The sequence below is a fragment of the Lichenifustis flavocetrariae genome (assembly GCF_026130545.1).
In the GTDB taxonomy this organism is placed as follows: domain Bacteria; phylum Pseudomonadota; class Alphaproteobacteria; order Rhizobiales; family Beijerinckiaceae; genus Lichenihabitans; species Lichenihabitans flavocetrariae.
Window position 1 is genome coordinate 30021 of record NZ_JAMOIM010000017.1, and the last position, 15693, is coordinate 45713.

At 64.7% G+C, this 15693-nt stretch carries 13 protein-coding genes; 9 read left to right on the forward strand and 4 right to left on the reverse strand.

Annotation, left to right across the window (positions count from 1 at the left end):
• Positions 1-57: 57 nt before the first annotated feature.
• From M8523_RS21855 to M8523_RS21865, 3 genes are read right to left on the reverse strand one after another with little or no spacing between them, the layout of a single operon-like run.
• On the reverse strand, positions 58-1077 hold the full coding sequence (locus M8523_RS21855) for a dihydroneopterin aldolase (RefSeq protein ID WP_282587122.1): 1020 nt from the start codon (positions 1075-1077) through the stop codon (positions 58-60).
• A gap of 46 nt (positions 1078-1123) precedes the next feature.
• A complete protein-coding gene (locus M8523_RS21860; protein WP_282587031.1) occupies positions 1124-1687 on the reverse strand; it encodes a GNAT family N-acetyltransferase in 564 nt (187 codons plus the stop codon).
• A gap of 3 nt (positions 1688-1690) precedes the next feature.
• The gene (locus M8523_RS21865; protein ID WP_282587032.1) at positions 1691-2923 is read right to left on the reverse strand and encodes a glycosyltransferase family 4 protein; all 1233 of its coding nucleotides are present in this window, start codon (positions 2921-2923) and stop codon (positions 1691-1693) included.
• A gap of 74 nt (positions 2924-2997) precedes the next feature.
• On the opposite strand from M8523_RS21865, the gene M8523_RS21870 reads away from it, so the two are divergent.
• Positions 2998-3795 (forward strand): alpha/beta hydrolase, encoded by a 798-nt coding sequence (locus M8523_RS21870; RefSeq protein WP_282587033.1) that lies wholly within the window; start codon positions 2998-3000, stop codon positions 3793-3795.
• Positions 3796-3835: 40 nt separating this feature from the next.
• Here M8523_RS21870 and M8523_RS21875 read toward each other — a convergent pair whose 3' ends face one another.
• Positions 3836-5077: an MFS transporter gene (locus M8523_RS21875; protein WP_282587034.1), complete on the reverse strand. Its 1242-nt coding sequence runs from the start codon at positions 5075-5077 to the stop codon at positions 3836-3838.
• Between the two features lie 224 nt (positions 5078-5301).
• Here M8523_RS21875 and rimP point away from each other — a divergent pair, with 224 nt between their 5' ends.
• The 8 genes from rimP (at position 5302) to M8523_RS21915 (ending at position 15676) form a co-directional block, all read left to right on the forward strand.
• On the forward strand, positions 5302-6030 hold the full coding sequence (gene rimP, locus M8523_RS21880) for a ribosome maturation factor RimP (protein ID WP_282587035.1): 729 nt from the start codon (positions 5302-5304) through the stop codon (positions 6028-6030).
• Positions 6031-6074: 44 nt separating this feature from the next.
• Positions 6075-7679, forward strand: a complete 1605-nt coding sequence (gene nusA / locus M8523_RS21885) for a transcription termination factor NusA (protein WP_282587036.1) — start codon at positions 6075-6077, stop codon at positions 7677-7679.
• A 7-nt stretch (positions 7680-7686) separates the two neighbouring features.
• The gene (locus M8523_RS21890; RefSeq protein WP_282587037.1) at positions 7687-8340 is read left to right on the forward strand and encodes an RNA-binding protein; all 654 of its coding nucleotides are present in this window, start codon (positions 7687-7689) and stop codon (positions 8338-8340) included.
• 80 nt (positions 8341-8420) lie between these two features.
• On the forward strand, positions 8421-11537 hold the full coding sequence (infB, locus tag M8523_RS21895; RefSeq protein WP_282587038.1) for a translation initiation factor IF-2: 3117 nt from the start codon (positions 8421-8423) through the stop codon (positions 11535-11537).
• A 146-nt stretch (positions 11538-11683) separates the two neighbouring features.
• Positions 11684-12118, forward strand: coding sequence for a 30S ribosome-binding factor RbfA (rbfA, locus tag M8523_RS21900; RefSeq protein ID WP_282587039.1), 435 nt, complete (start codon positions 11684-11686; stop codon positions 12116-12118).
• Positions 12119-12250: 132 nt separating this feature from the next.
• Entirely contained in the window at positions 12251-13168 is a 918-nt protein-coding gene (truB, locus tag M8523_RS21905) for a tRNA pseudouridine(55) synthase TruB (protein WP_282587040.1), read from the forward strand.
• A gap of 135 nt (positions 13169-13303) precedes the next feature.
• A complete protein-coding gene (locus M8523_RS21910; RefSeq protein WP_282587041.1) occupies positions 13304-14233 on the forward strand; it encodes an arginase family protein in 930 nt (309 codons plus the stop codon).
• A 3-nt stretch (positions 14234-14236) separates the two neighbouring features.
• On the forward strand, positions 14237-15676 hold the full coding sequence (locus tag M8523_RS21915) for an MFS transporter (protein ID WP_282587042.1): 1440 nt from the start codon (positions 14237-14239) through the stop codon (positions 15674-15676).
• Positions 15677-15693 lie beyond the last annotated feature (17 nt).

Consider the following 15693-nt stretch of genomic DNA (forward strand, 5'->3'; position numbering starts at 1 on the left):
GGTATCTGCACCAGGACAAGTGAAATGGCAGGCGGGATGGGGGAGATCAGCGAAGTCTCAGAGCGGCCGGTCGCGACGTCGCAAGAGGCGGCAGCCAAGGGAGCCGGTGCCGAGATCGAGCTTTTCGACGGTGATGTCCACCATCGTGGCACGAGGATGCATGAGGATGGCGCTGGCGACATCTTCCGCGACGGTCTCGACCAGATCCACATGCTCGATCGTGGCGCGGCTGATCGAATCCGTGATCAGATCGTAGGTCACGACGTGGCGAAGATCGGCCGCGCGAGCGGCGACGCGCACGACTTCCACTTCGACGGTGAAGCGAACCCGCTGGGGCTCGCGTTCGTACGCATAGGCCCCGATCTGGATCTCGACGAGCCAGTCACGCACGAAGATGCGGTCGTGGACGGTTGCATCGCTGTCGGCTGCCCGGTGCGATGACGGCTTGGTCGGAGCGAGCGTCGACATCAGATCCCGCGCGTAGCGAAGGCGCTCGGGATCGAGCGGACCGGTGCCGCGGCCCTCTTGCCGAACCATGCCGTCGAACAAAATGAAATCGGGGGTCATGGCCAGCAGGCGCGGGATATCGGGCGCCTCGATCCGACCCGCGAAGCCAACGATGAGCTTCCGCGCACGCGCCCAGTGCACCTGCTGTTGCAATTGACCGACAGTTTGCACCTGCAACAGACGACGCGAGTCGTCTTCAACGCAAAGCAAAACGCCGTCGAACCCTTCCCTAGCTGCCGACTCGAAAGCAGTTTCGGGCGCGCCGTCTTCGAACGGCAATCGGGCAAACCGGCGTGCACCGCCGAACTCCGCCGCCGAGTCGGAGGCCTGTTCAAGCGGGAGGTAGACTTCGTCGGCACCACACAGCTGACGGAGAAGCGCCCAGGACGCGGCGTGAGATCCCGGCATCCACAGCGCAACGGGACAGCGACCCGTCGCGATCCGGCCGATCTCCTCGCATGCGCCGCTGGTCAAGGCCGCGCCATCGCCCATCGCTCTTACGACGAGCCGATCGGCACCGCCCTCGATGGCCACATCGGCCTCTTCAGCGGATCCGACCGCGATCAGCATCCTGGTCACTGAATTGTCCCTCGCGGCCGCCGTTCAAGCATATTTTTCAGGCCGCCGATGTCCCCTCGATCAAGGCGGAGGGGGTCGGCCAAGCGTAACGGAGCACCGCCACCTCGCTGCCGTCCGGTTCCGTCTTTCGGCCCTGTTCCACGACGACGCCACCGATCCTGTCGTAGAAGCGCCGGGCGGCCGCGTTGGCTTCGAGCACATAGAGGGTGGCGGGGCGTCGTGGCAAGGCATGCAGCATGACGTCGCCGGCCTCCTTCAGCAGACGCCGGCCGAGCCCCCGACGTTGCCATTCCACGTCGACATGCAGGTTGTCGATCAGAGACGCGTGCAAGGTCTCGTGGTCGAGAAACAAGCAGACGAAGCCGGCGAGGACATCCGCCGCCACGGCCAGCAGCACAACCTGATCGGCGCGCGGATGATCGAGCCGCTGCGTCCAGACGGCCTTCCGCTCGGCCTCGATCGGACCGTCCAGATAGGCGTCGCTGAGCGATCCCCGGTAGTGACGGCGCCAGCTTTCGGCGTGCAGCGCCGCCACGGCCGCCGCATCCTCGGGGTGGGCCGTGCGGATCGTGACTGAAGGAGGAGCTTGATCGGACGTCATGGCTTAGAAAGACACCGGAGCCGCGTGGGTTTCAAGCAGAGCCGCATAAGTATCCAGCATGTCATGGGCCATGCGATCGACCGAGAAATGTGCCTCCACATGACTGCGGCCCCTGGCCGCCATGGCACCCCGCGCACTGGCGCCGAGTTTGAGAGCCGCCGAAATGGCGTCCGCCAGCGCATCGGCATCACCGGCGGGAACGCGCCAGCCGGTGCGATGCTCCGGGGGCGCATCGGGCGGCGCGACGACCGTCTCGCCGACCGCACCGAGATCGGACACGATCACGGGCACGCCGATCGACTGCGCTTCGACGGCGACCCGGCCGAAGGTTTCGGGTTCGGTCGACGGCACTGTCACCACACTTGCTGCCATCAGGGCGGCCGGCATATCGTCGCAATGGCCGACGCGGCGCACCGTATGTTCGAGGCCCGCCTTGCGGATCAGCGCGTCGAGTTCCTTGACATAGCCGGTCTTGCCTTGCTCATCGCCCGCCAGCACGAAGACCGTGCCGACGAGGCCGGCGCGGACAAGCTTCGACGCCGCCTCGATCAGCACGCGATGACCCTTCCAGGCCGTCAGACGTGCCGCCAGGAGAACGATGCGTTCCTCGGGGGCGATCCCCCAGCTGGCCCTCAGACGCTCGACCCGCGCGGGATCCACGGCTTCGACCGTAAAACGGCGAAGGTCGGCCCCGTTGACCACGACCCGCAGACGATCGCGGGCCCAGGGGAAATTCTTGACGATGAGGTCGCGGGTGTAATGCGAATTGGCGACCACGATATCGCCGCGCGCCATCACGGAATTGTAGCGCAGCTTCAGGGGGCTTCGACCGCTGTAGGCACCGTGATAGGTGGTGATGAAAGGTGTCTTGGTCAGCCGGCAGGCGGCCAGTGCCACCCAGGCTGGGGCGCGAGAGCGGGCATGCACGATGGCGGGTCGCTCGATGTGGATCAGGTGCGCGAGCTTCCGCACATTGAGCGCCATCGCCACCGGGTTCTTGGAGCGGGCCGGAAACGGCACCCACACGCCACCCCGAGCCTGCAACTCGGCAACCAGCCGCCCTCCTTCGCAGGCCACCAGGGCCCGCGCGCCGGCTGCCGCCAGGGCGCCGGCCGTGTCGACCGTGGTGCGTTCCGCGCCCCCCGCGTCGAGGGACGGAATGATCTGCAACACGGTCCGGCCGGCGAGCGGAGACAGCACGTCGTGGGCAAAGGGCGAAGCGTAGCTGTGCTGCATCAACTCCCCAGGTGTCGCCCGGCCTGGCCCGGCAGACCATATAATCGTGATGATTGAAGGAAACTCCTTTAACAATGCGTGACGATGATCTCCACTTCCTTGACGTCAACCCGGGAACGGGGCGTGACGTACGTCGAATCGCCTACCGGCGCATAGAGGCGGAGGCCTCCGGGACCCAGCGGCCGGGCGTCGTCTGGCTCGGCGGCTTCAAATCCGACATGGACTCGACCAAGGCGGTCGCGCTCGACGCTTGGGCACGCGGGGCCGGACGGGCCTTCCTTCGCTTCGACTATTTCGGGCACGGGCGGTCGAGCGGCGACTTTGGCGACGGAACGATCGGGCTCTGGCTCGACGACGCACTTACGGTGGCGCGCCAACTGACGGCAGGTCCGCAGATTCTGGTCGGGTCGTCCATGGGCGGCTGGATCGCGCTGCTTCTCGCTCGCGCCCTGGCCAGGACGCAGGAGACTGAGCGGCTCGCCGGCATGGTGCTGATCGCACCCGCTGTCGACTTCACCGAGGCTCTCATGTGGGCGCAGTTCACGCCGGAGATCCGCACCGCCATCGAGACGGAAGGCCGATGGATGCGCCCGACCGACTATGCGGCGGAGCCCTATCCGGTGACCCGCGCATTGATCGAGGACGGACGGCAGCATCTGCTGCTCGATTCGGAGATCCGCGCCTATTGCCCGGTGCATATCCTCCAGGGCATGCGGGATCCCGACGTGCCGTGGCAGCATGCCATGCTGCTCGTCGAGCACCTCGCCGCCGATCCGGTCAGCGTCACGTTGATCAAAGACGGTGACCATCGGCAATCGCGTCCCGAGGATTTGGAGCGCCTGGTGCAGGCCGTGGCCGCGATGGCAATGTAACGTCAAGGCGGCCCTGCCGATCCTCGTTAGTTTCGGAAGATCACGGCGTGGCTGCAAGTGTCGTTTCCTGCCGCCAGCGCAGGCGGTGTACTGCGGGCGCCGACAGGACCAGCGCGGATGTCGCCATGAGCCAGACGGCCGAAAACCACAACGTGCCGCTCGTGCCCAGGAGTGCGGAGATCGGCCCGGTGAGGATAGAACCGATCGGCAGGAGGGCGAAGGAGCCGAGCCATTCATAGGAACTGACGCGAGACAAAGCCGCCGGCGGGATCTCCCGCTGCATCGTCGTATCGAACAGGACGGTGAAGATCGCGAATCCGGCACCCGAGCAGGCCGCAGCGGCAGCGATCGCCCAGAGCGGTCCCGGCCACGCCAGAAGAACGATCATGGGCACACCCATGAAGGTTGCGACCGTCGCCCAGGCGAGTGGACGTCCTGGGCGCCTTCGCAGGACGCTCACGCCACCGATGACGGCCCCGAGACCCTGCCCGGAGAGGATCAAGCCCCAGGCCGCGGCCCCGCCCAGAGACCGCTCGGCGATCACGGCGCCCAGCACCATCAGAGGTGCCAGAACCAGCATGTGGTAGAAGCCGAATTGCGTGACGATAATCCACAGCCAGCGATGCGACCGGAACTCTGTCCATCCCAGCTTCAACTGCAGCAGGAAAGGCTCGGTCGCCGCGGGCGGAACGGCAGGCAGGTCGACGGCGGCCAGACAGGCTGCCCCAACCGCATAGGTGAAGGCGTCGATCAGGATCGCCCAGGGTGCGCCGCCGGCAGCAACGACCAGGCCGGCCAAAGCCGGACCTGCGATCTGTCCCAGGGATCTGGCGGTCCCCAACCAGGCATTCGCGTCTTGCAGCCTGGCCGCGCCGGTGATTTCGGGAACGAGGCCGGTCAGGGCCGGCCCGAAGAACGCCTGCCCGGCCCCCAGCAGCACGGCGAGCCCCATCAAGAGCCAGAGCGACGCGTGGCCGCTGAACAGCAAGGCCGCGAGAAGAGCCTGCGCGACACAGCGACCGAGATCGGCCGTGACCATCACGGTTTTTCGTGACAAACGATCGCCCACGACGCCTCCTGCCAGCAGGAGCAGAACGAGCGCGGCGGTCTCGGACCCAAGAACCAGTCCGACACGGCCGGCGCTTCCGCCACATTCGAGAATCGCGAACGTAAGGGCGACAGGAACCATGGCGCTGCCGGTCAGCGACACCAGATAACCGAAAAAGAACAGCCTGAAATTGCGCTCTCCGAAAATCCCTTTCGGCACATCGGGAAACAGCATTTGCATCGATCGTCTTCGCTGGTCGCCACGAGTGTGGTCGTCCGAGCCGGGTCTCCCAAACGTCGCACGAGAGCGCAAGACGATCCTTGCGGAAGGCTGAGGACAGGTCTATATGAGTTTGTAATAACCTAATCGTCCGGTAGATTTTAGAAGAGTGGGCCCTGCCGGACCCGCTCTTTTGGCGTTTTGGCCTCCTCTTCTCCGGATCAAACATTCAGGCCTCTATGAGTTCGAAGCCCCACGACATCGGCCCAAGTTCGGCAACCGTTGCGGCCGACATCGACGAACCTCGCTTCACGACCGAGTCGGGGATTGGTGCGCGCGTGGCACGCATCGTGGAACCGGTGTTGAAAGATCTCGGCCTGCGCCTTGTGCGGGTGAAGCTCGCCGGTTCGCCGCAGGCGCTGCAGATCATGGCGGAACGTCCGGACGGGACGATGCGGATCGAGGATTGCGAAGCGGCCAGCAAGGCCCTTTCGCCAGTGCTCGACCTTGACGATCCGATTCCCGGCGAATACCGGCTGGAAGTGTCGTCTCCCGGCATCGACCGGCCGCTTGTACGGCGTTCCGATCTCCTGCGGTCGCTCGGTCACGAAGCCCGGATCGAACTCGATTACCCTGTCGACGGCCGCAAGCGGTTCAAAGGCTTGCTGATCGAGGCCGGTGCGGAGCGATTGCGCATCAAGCGTCTCGATGCACGTGCCGATGAGGCCGACATGGTCGAGATCGCCTATACGGATCTTTCCGACGCTCGGCTCGTGCTGACCGACGCCTTGATCCGGGATGCGCTCAAGGCCGATCGCTCGCTCGATGTCGATCCCAGCGAAGGCGGCGATGCCGAGGAAGCGCCATCCGCCGAGCCGGAGGTTCGGCGCGGGCCAGGCCGCTTCGGCAAGGGCAACAAAGCCAAGCCCGTGACCCCTGCAGGAATTCAGGTGCGCAAGCGCCGCTGAAGGCGGCCTTACGTCACCCACCCTATCACCCGAGGAGAATCTTCATGGCCGTCAGCGCCAACAGGCTCGAACTTTTGCAGATCGCCGACGCGGTCGCGCGGGAAAAGTCCATCGACCGCTCGATCGTGCTCGCCTCCATGGAGGACGCGATCCAGAAGGCCGCACGCTCACGCTATGGCCAGGAGACCGAGGTCCGGGCCGAGATCAATCCGAAGACTGGCGAGATCCGCTTCTCCCGGCTTCTGCTCGTGGTGGACGACGTCGAGAACGACGCAATCCACATCACGCTCGATCAAGCACGCCGCAAGAATCCGGCCGCGCAGGTCGGCGACTGGATTTCCGAAACCCTGCCGCCCTTCGATTTCGGCCGTATCGCGGCACAATCGGCCAAGCAGGTCATCGTGCAGAAGGTGCGCGAGGCCGAGCGTGACAGGCAGTACGAAGACTACCGCGACCGGATCGGAGACATCGTCAACGGCATCGTCAAGCGGGTCGAATACGGCAATGTGGTCATCGATCTCGGCAAGGGCGAAGCGGTGGTGCGCCGCGACGAACTGATCCCGCGCGAGACCTTCAAGCCGGGCGACCGGATCCGGGCCTATGTCTACGACGTGCGCCGCGAGCAGCGCGGACCGCAGATCTTCCTGTCGCGAACGCATCCGCAGTTCATGGCGAAGCTCTTCATGCAGGAAGTGCCGGAAATTTACGACGGCATCATCGAGGTGAAGGCCGTGGCCCGCGACCCTGGCTCCCGCGCCAAGATCGCCGTGATCTCGCGCGACAGTTCGATCGACCCTGTGGGCGCCTGCGTGGGCATGCGGGGCTCGCGCGTGCAGGCCGTGGTGAACGAGTTGCAGGGCGAGAAGGTCGACATCATTCCGTGGTCGGCCGATGCCGCGACCTTCATCGTCAACGGGTTGCAGCCGGCTGAGGTCGTGAAGGTGGTGCTCGACGAGGATTCGGCCCGCATCGAGGTCGTCGTACCGGACGACCAATTGTCGCTCGCCATTGGGCGTCGCGGCCAGAATGTCCGCCTCGCGTCCCAGCTCACCGGCTGGGACATCGACATCATGACCGAGGAAGAGGAATCGGAGCGGCGGCAGAAGGAATTCGCCGAGCGCACCAAACTCTTCATGCAGGCTCTCGACGTCGACGAAGTGGTGGGACAGCTGCTGGCCTCCGAAGGGTTCCGCACGATTGAGGAACTCGCCTATGTCGATCCGGCCGAGTTGAAATCCATCGAAGGGTTCGACGACGATACGGCGCTGGAAATTCAGACGCGCGCCCGCGACAACCTGGCGCGCATTGAAGAAGAACTAGACAACCGCCGCCGGGAACTCGGCGTCGCGGACGAGCTTCGCGAGGTCGACGGCATAACCTCGGTCATGATGGTCAAGCTCGGCGAGAATGACGTCAAAACGATCGAGGATCTCGCCGGCTGCGCGACCGACGACCTCGTGGGGTGGACGGAGCGCGAAGGCAACGAAGCCGTCCGTCATGACGGCTATCTCGACGGCATCGAAATGTCGCGGGAGGATGCCGAAGCGCTCATCATGCGGGCGCGTGTCATGGCCGGCTGGGTCGAGGCAAGCGCCCCCGAGGAGGAGGCTGAGGCCGAAGTGGAAGCAGAGGCTGAAGAGAAAGCCTGACCTGCGGATGACATCCGACGAGGACCTCATCGACTTCGACTTGCCAGACGAAACCGGCCCCGAGCGCATGTGCATCGTCACGCGTGCAAAGGGCGCACCGGACGGGTTGATTCGGTTTGTCGTCTCACCCGACAAGAGGATCGTGCCGGACATCCGGTGCCGTCTTCCCGGACGGGGCGCTTGGGTGTCGGCCAATGCCGATACCGTGGCCCTCGCGGTGCGCAAGAAGGCATTCGCGCGTGCCTTCAAGGCGGAAGTGGTTGCCGAAGGGCAGCTTGTGGAGCAAGTGGCTTCTCTGCTAGAAGCGGATGCGTTGCAGTGCTTGTCCCTGGCCAAGAAGGCTGGTCTGGTGATCTGTGGCACCAGCAAGGTCGAGGAGGCCATAGCGAAACTGCCTCTTGCCGGTCTGGTACATGCCAAGGAGGCGGCCCAGGACGGGTTAAGGAAGCTGGATGCAGCTCTCCGTCGCCGGTTTGGCGATGCGGCTTTGTCGATCGGCCGTGTTCAAATATTTGCGTCCAGCCAATTGGATTTGGCTTTGGGGCGCACACATGTGATACATGCAGCGCTGTCCGCTGGAGCGGCGAGCGAAGGTTTTATCTCACGATCACGACGTTTGGATATGTACCGCGGCTCAGGGCCGCTTTCCATCGTTGGGTGAAGTGGGGGTCGACGGGCGATCGGGGGCGATTGGGTCGACGCAAAGGTTGAACGGGCTTCGGCCCCCAGGACGAGTGACTGATGAGTGAACCGAACAACGCTGGCGAAAAGACTCTGTCCGTAAGCGGCACAAAGACCCTGTCTTTGAAGCGCCCGACGGAACAGGGGACTGTTCGCCAAAGCTTCTCGCATGGCCGCACCAAACAGGTGGTCGTCGAGAAGGTGAAGCGCCGCGTTCTCGGGCCCGGTGAAGTTGCCAAGGAAGTGCCTCCCCCGCCTCCGCCGGCGGCCCCAGCCGCTCAGGCTCCCCAGGCACCGCGACCGGCACCGACCGCGCAGGTGAGCTCCGGCGGCGCGCGCCCCATGCTTTCGGCTGTCGAGGCTGCCAAGCGCAATGCGGCCGTGGCCAATCCGCAGGCTGCCCGTCCGGCCCCGCCACCAATCGTCGCACGCGCGGCGCCCGAACCGGCCGTTGCGCCTGTTTCTCCTGCGGCACCGGCCCCGGTCGTTGCACCTGCGCCTGTTGCCGAGGCGCCTGTCGAACCGAAGTTCGTAGCGCCGGCCGCGGTCGTCGAAGCTGCGCCTCCAGTGGCGGCACCTGCGGCGCCCGTGCCAGCACAGGCCAGTGCTGCGGCCAATCCGCCCGCAGCGCCGTCACCTGCTGCTGTCGCCCCATCCCCAACTCCTGCGCCGATCGCGAGAACCGCTGCACCGGCGGCTCGGCCCGCATCGCCGCCTGCTGCCATGCAGACGAGGTCACCCCAGCCTGGTGCGGCCCGCCAGGGTCAAGGTGCGGGACCCCAAGCAACCCGCCCTGCACAGGGTACGCGTCCGCAGGGCCGTCCGCCTGTAGCAACCCCGGCAACCGCACCCGCGCGTCCCGGTCAGCAGCGTCCGCAAACCGGCATGGTTCTCCGCACGCTCACCGACGAGGAGCGTGACGCACGGATGAAGGCGCTTGCCGGCGCCAAGACACGCGAAGAAGAGGATCGCCGTCGTGCCGAGCTCGACGCGAAGATCCGGGCAGAACGCGAAGCCCTGGACAAAGCCGACCGCGAAGCCGCCGAGGCTCGTAAGCGTGAGGAAGACGCCCGCCGGGCGCAGGAAGCTGAATCAAAACGCAAGGCTGAGGACGAGGCGCGTCGCCGCCTGCCACAGACCGAGGCGGCCGGACAACGTCGTCCGCTTGGCGTCGCCGCGACAGCCGGCACCGAGGAGGCTGTTCGCAGTACCCTCACGCCACGCCTGCGCACGTTGATCCCGCCCCGGCAGGTTCTGCCGGCACGCCCGACCCGTGGCGGTGAGAAGAGCCGCGGCCGTTTGACGGTCGCAACGGCGACGTCGGAACAGGAAGATCGCACCCGCTCCGTCGCGGCCTTCCGCCGCCGCACGCAGCGCCTGACGCGCGGCCAAACGGCCGAGCAAAAGGAAAAGATCGCCCGCGAAATCGTGCTGCCTGAGACCATCACGATCCAAGAACTCGCGAACCGTATGTCGGAGCGCGCCGTCGACGTCATCCGGCTGCTGATGAAGTCAGGCCAGATGGTGAAGATCAACGACGTGATCGACGCCGATACGGCGGAGCTGCTGGCGCAGGAACTCGGGCACACCGTGAAGCGCGTTGCCGAATCGGACGTGGAAGAGGGTCTCTTCGACGAGCCGGACGACGAGGGCAACATGGAGCCGCGGCCCCCGGTCGTGACCATCATGGGCCACGTCGACCATGGCAAGACCTCGCTGCTCGATGCGATTCGGTCGGCCAGCGTCGTGTCCGGCGAAGCCGGTGGCATCACGCAGCATATCGGCGCCTATCAGGTGATCTCGCCCAGCGGGGCGCCGATCACCTTCATCGACACGCCCGGCCACGCCGCCTTCACGGCAATGCGCGCCCGTGGCGCGAAAGTGACCGATATCGTGGTGCTGGTGGTGGCCGCCGACGACGGCGTCATGCCGCAGACGATCGAAGCCATCCATCATGCCCGTGCGGCCAAGGTGCCGATCATCGTTGCGATCAACAAGATCGACAAGTCCGATGCCAAACCCGAGCGGGTCCGCAGCGAGCTGCTGCACTACGACGTGCAGGTGGAAAGCATGGGCGGCGACACGCTCGAAGTCGAAGTGTCGGCGTTGAAGCACACCAATCTGGATCGCCTCCTCGAAGCGATCGATCTGCAGGCGGAAGTTCTCGACCTCAAAGCGGATGCCGACCGTGCCGCGGAGGGCAGCGTGATCGAAGCGCGGCTCGACAGGGGTCGTGGTCCCGTGGCGACCGTGCTGATCCAGAAGGGATCCCTCATCGTTGGCGACATCGTGGTCGCGGGTTCGGCCTGGGGCCGGGTGCGCGCCATGTTGGACGATCAAGGCGAGCCGGTCGATATGGCTGGACCGTCATTCCCGGTCGAGGTTCTCGGCTTCTCCAACGCGCCGGAAGCCGGTGATCGCGTGGCGGTCGTCGAAAGCGAAGCCAGGGCCCGCGAGGTCACGGAATATCGCGAACGCCAGAAGCGCGAGAAGCTCGCGGTGCGTGGTGGGTCGGTGCGCGGCACGCTCGCCGACATGATGAGCCAGATCAAGTCCGCCGGCCGGAAGGAACTGGCACTCGTGCTCAAGGGTGACGTGCAGGGTTCTGTGGAAGCGATCCTGGCGACGCTCGATAAGCTCGGGAATGACGAGGTCGCGGCACGGGTGGTTCATTCGGGCGTCGGAGGCGTTACCGAATCCGACGTGACACTGGCCATGGCGTCCAATGCCGTGATCCTCGGCTTCAACGTCCGGGCCCACAAAGAAGCCAGGGCGTCGGCCGAGCAGACCGGGGTCGAGATCCGCTATTACAACATCATCTACAATCTCGTGGATGACGTGAAAGCGGCAATGTCCGGCATGCTGCCGCCGACGCTGCGCGAGGAGATGCTCGGCAATGCGTTGATCCTGGAAGTGTTCAACATCTCCAAGGTCGGCAAAGTCGCAGGCTGCCGCGTCACGGACGGCAACGTCCAGCGCGGCGCCAATGTCCGCCTCATCCGCGACAGCGTCGTCGTGCATGAGGGTAAGCTCTCGACGCTCAAGCGCTTCAAGGACGAGGTCAAGGAAGTGCTGGCCGGTCAGGAATGCGGCATGGCGTTCGAGTCCTATCAGGACATGCGCCAAGGCGACATTATCGAGTGCTACCGCGTCCACGAGGAAAAGCGCACGCTCTAACCAAACGGTGCAAGCGAGCGGCACGATCCGTCGAAAACCGACGGGTCGTGCCGCTTTTGCTTTTCATCGCGTGATCACTCTCCGTTCAACAAATCAGGTTTCCCCGCGTTGCCTCTGAAGGCGTATTTGCGGGATCAGGTAAGGTCATGTCTCGAGCTCATCATTCCGGCGATCAGCCATCCCAACGTATGCTGCGCGTGGGGGAACTCATTCGTCACGTCGTCGCAGAACTTCTATCGCGAGGCGGCATCAACGATCCGGTTCTCGACGGACACGTCATCTCCGTGCCGGAGGTCCGGATGTCTCCCGACCTCAAATTGGCGACCGTCTACATCATGCCGCTCGGCGGCAAGGACGTTGAGCCCGTGCTCCAATCTCTCGACCGGAACCGCAAGTTCATCCGCACGGAAGTGGCTCACAAGTGCACATTGCGCTTTGCACCTGACCTGCGCTTTCGGGTTGACGAGAGTTTCGACCGGGGCGCGCGCATTGATGCTCTGCTAGCCTCACCGGAAGTTCAGCGCGACCTTGCCGTGATGGGCGAGGATGATGCCGATGAAGGGCAAGATCTCCGGCACTAGCGTATCGGCGACACTCGCGGACGGTATCCTCCGATCGGCGCGGCGCGATTTTCGCGACTGACTTCATCTGACCGCAACCTCCACTGAGGTCGCGGTCTCGTTTCCATTTGTTTTCCAAGATATGATTGCTTCATGAACCAACCTCAGGGTCAGCACCGAAACACACGTCGCGACGTGAGCGGCTGGATCGTGTTCGACAAGCCTGTTGGCATGACCTCCACCCATGCGGTCAGCCGCATGAAACGCATCTTCAACGCCAAGAAGGCGGGGCACGCCGGCACGCTCGATCCGCTGGCGTCGGGGATTTTGCCGATCGCGCTTGGTGAAGCCACGAAGACGGTGCCGTTCGTTCAGGATGGTGAAAAGGCCTATCGCTTCACGGTCCGGTGGGGGGTGCAGACCAATACCGACGACACGGAGGGCCACCCGGTCGCTCAGTCGGATGTTCGGCCATCGACAGAGGCGATCGTTCAGGCTCTGCCATCGTTCGTCGGAACGATCCAGCAACGGCCGCCGGCCTTCTCGGCGATCAAGATCGATGGCGAGCGCGCCTATGATCGCGCCCGCGACGGCCTTGAGGTCGAGTTGCCGCTCCGGGCGGTCACGGTCCACAGCCTGGATCTCGTCGCTGTGCCAAGTGTCGATGAAGCGGTCCTCGAAGCCAAATGTGGCAAGGGCACCTATGTGCGGGCCATTGCTCGTGATCTCGGCCTGATGCTGGGTTGTTTCGGACATGTCACGGCGTTGCGCCGCACGCGCGTCGGTCCCTTCTTCGAACCCGACGCGGTCGGCCTGGACGTGCTCGACAATCCCGAACAGGGACCGGCGGGGCTTCTACCGGTCGAAGCGGGTCTCAGCGAGGTCGCGTGCGTGCCGATCAATCGCGGTGACGCGGTTCATCTGCGTCGCGGGCAGCCCCTCATCCTGCGCGGTCACGACGCACCTTTCGAAGGCATGGCTTTCGCAGCCTGTGGGGGTGTGGTGGTGGCCTTCGGGCCGATCGAACAGGGCGCCCTGCAACCCTATCGGGTGTTCAACCTGCCCTTTTAAAGCCCGCCATGCCGGGCCAAGGCTCGGCACTTTCACCTTGCCCTGTTTCCGCTGACCCGGCGGGATGGCCTACGGCCAGCGAAAGGGAACTTTCCCCGCCTTGAACCGTCTCGCCTGAAGCGGAAAGGGCGATCGATGGCTGAAGCGAAGACGTTTATTGGGCTGCCGCGTGGCACGTTGGACCGGTTGTCGGACCAACGGATCGTGGTCCTGGGTGCGTCTGAGGCCTCACCCTACGCTCTGGGAACCGCCAGCCATTCCGCCCAGGCTCCACAAGTGTTGCGAGAAGCCTCGGCGGAATTCGCCGCTTCTCTCGGCCAGTTCGATTTCGACCTCGACGAGACACTGTTCCCGAACAGGGACGAATGGCGCGGCATGGTGGACTGCGGCGATGTCCCCACGAGCGCCTTCGAGAGCAAAGCCAATCGGGAGAGGATCGAGACTGCAGTGCGCCAGGTTCTCAGTGCCGGTGCCATCCCGGTGATGCTCGGCGGCGACGATTCCGTGCCGATACCGATGCTGCAGGCCTATGAGGGCCATGGGCCGCTGACCATTCTGCAAATCGACGCCCATGTGGATTGGGGGGACGTCATCCTCGGCAATCCGCTTGGCTACGGCTCGACCATGCGTCGTGCCGCAGAATTGCCCTGGGTCACCGGCATGGTGCAGGTGGGCATTCGGGGTCTCGGCAGTGGCGGCTCCTGGCAGCATGACGACGCGCGCGCCTGGGGCAGCAAACTCGTGACATCCTATGCGCTTCACGCACGCGGTTTCGAAGAAGCTCTTGCATCCGTTCCGGACGGGGGCCGCTGCTTCATCTCGATCGACGTCGATGGGTTAGACCCCGCCGTGCTTCCCGCCGTGGCCATGCCGACGCCGGGCGGACTGACCTATGAGGACGTGGTCGGCCTCATGCGGGCCGCGGCCAGGAAGGCCTCCATCGTCGGTCTCGCCTTGGTCGAATATGTACCCGATCGCGATGATCGGCATAGGTTATCCGCCTTAACGGCCGCGCGTATCGCCGCAGTCGCCATGGGCCTCATTGCCGCCGCGCAGGAGGCCTGAACGATGGCCTCGCTGAATCAAATCGCGACCACCTTGATCCCGGCCCGTCTGGAACGCCTGCGGTGGAGCCGTTTCCACACGATGATCGTCGCGGCGCTCGGCATCACCTGGATTCTCGACGGGCTCGAAGTGACGCTTGCCGGCTCCGTGTCCGACGCTCTCAAGCAGAGTCCCGCCCTGCACCTCTCGGATTCCGAAGTGGGCCTCGCGGGCACGGCCTACCTTCTGGGCGCTGTCGCGGGTGCGGTGCTGTTCGGCTGGATGACGGATCGGCTCGGCCGCAAGCTCTTGTTCTTCGTCACCCTCGGGCTCTACCTCACGGCGACGGCCCTGACGGGATTTTCCTGGAACGCCACGAGCTTCTTCGTCTTTCGATTTCTGACCGGTGCCGGCATCGGAGGCGAATATGCGGCCATCAACTCCACCATCCAGGAGTTCGTGCCGGCCCGCTACCGCGGCTGGACCGACCTCTGCATCAACGGTTCGTTCTGGATCGGGGCGGCACTCGGCGCCGCCGGCTCGCTGGTCTTTCTCGACGGCCATTGGCTGACAGCGGAACATGGTTGGCGAGCCTGCTTCTTCATCGGCGCGTTTCTCGGCCTCGCGATTCTGCTCATGCGCACCTGGGTGCCTGAAAGTCCGCGCTGGCTTGCCCTGCATGGGCGGGACCAGGAGGCGGACCAGATCCTGGATGATATCGAGGCCCATGTGCGCCAGCATGGCGGCAGCGCGGACCCTGTGGGCCCTGACAAAGCCCTTCGTTTTACGCCGCGCGACCACACGCCGGTGCGCGAGGTGTTCAAAACGCTATTTGAGACCCATCGCAAGCGCACCTTCGTGGCCCTCGCGCTGATGTCCGCGCAGGCGTTCTTCTACAACGCGATCTTCTTCACCTATGCGCTTGTTCTCACAAAGTTCTACGGGGTCGCCGGCGGCGCTGTCGGGTGGTATATCCTGCCTTTCGCGCTCGGCAATTTCTTAGGCCCCCTCCTGCTCGGCCGCCTCTTCGACGTCGTTGGGCGGCGGCCCATGCTGGTGATCACCTATGGTCTGTCGGGACTTCTTCTGCTGGCGAGCGGTGGCATGTTTCTGGCTGGCTGGCTCACGGCGACGACACAGACGCTCGCCTGGATGCTGATCTTCTTTTTCGCATCGCCGGCCGCGAGTGCGGCCTATCTCACGGTCAGCGAAACCTTCCCGATCGAGATGCGAGCCTTTGCGATCGCGGTCTTCTATGCGGTGGGAACGGCGATCGGTGGTGCGGGCGCACCCTACCTTTTCGGTCTCCTGATCGGCAGCGGGTCACGCGAAAGTCTGTTTTGGGGCTATGCGTTTGGGTCCGCGCTGATGCTCGGGGCCGCCGTTGTGGCGGGATTATATGCCGTGAAGGCGGAGGGCAAATCGCTGGAAGAAGTCACGACGCCGTTGTCGGCCCAGGCCTGACCGCAAACATGTGTCCT

Excerpts from the sequence above, each read along its gene's own strand:
- M8523_RS21855 (WP_282587122.1), bottom strand. The coding sequence starts at position 1,077 with ATGCTGATCGCGGTCGGATCCGCTGAAGAGGCCGATGTGGCCATCGAG.
- M8523_RS21860 (WP_282587031.1), bottom strand. The coding sequence starts at position 1,687 with ATGACGTCCGATCAAGCTCCTCCTTCAGTCACGATCCGCACGGCCCAC.
- M8523_RS21865 (WP_282587032.1), bottom strand. The coding sequence starts at position 2,923 with ATGCAGCACAGCTACGCTTCGCCCTTTGCCCACGACGTGCTGTCTCCG.
- M8523_RS21870 (WP_282587033.1), top strand. The coding sequence starts at position 2,998 with ATGCGTGACGATGATCTCCACTTCCTTGACGTCAACCCGGGAACGGGG.
- M8523_RS21875 (WP_282587034.1), bottom strand. The coding sequence starts at position 5,077 with ATGCTGTTTCCCGATGTGCCGAAAGGGATTTTCGGAGAGCGCAATTTC.
- rimP (WP_282587035.1), top strand. The coding sequence starts at position 5,302 with ATGAGTTCGAAGCCCCACGACATCGGCCCAAGTTCGGCAACCGTTGCG.
- nusA (WP_282587036.1), top strand. The coding sequence starts at position 6,075 with ATGGCCGTCAGCGCCAACAGGCTCGAACTTTTGCAGATCGCCGACGCG.
- M8523_RS21890 (WP_282587037.1), top strand. The coding sequence starts at position 7,687 with ATGACATCCGACGAGGACCTCATCGACTTCGACTTGCCAGACGAAACC.
- infB (WP_282587038.1), top strand. The coding sequence starts at position 8,421 with ATGAGTGAACCGAACAACGCTGGCGAAAAGACTCTGTCCGTAAGCGGC.
- rbfA (WP_282587039.1), top strand. The coding sequence starts at position 11,684 with ATGTCTCGAGCTCATCATTCCGGCGATCAGCCATCCCAACGTATGCTG.
- truB (WP_282587040.1), top strand. The coding sequence starts at position 12,251 with ATGAACCAACCTCAGGGTCAGCACCGAAACACACGTCGCGACGTGAGC.
- M8523_RS21910 (WP_282587041.1), top strand. The coding sequence starts at position 13,304 with ATGGCTGAAGCGAAGACGTTTATTGGGCTGCCGCGTGGCACGTTGGAC.
- M8523_RS21915 (WP_282587042.1), top strand. The coding sequence starts at position 14,237 with ATGGCCTCGCTGAATCAAATCGCGACCACCTTGATCCCGGCCCGTCTG.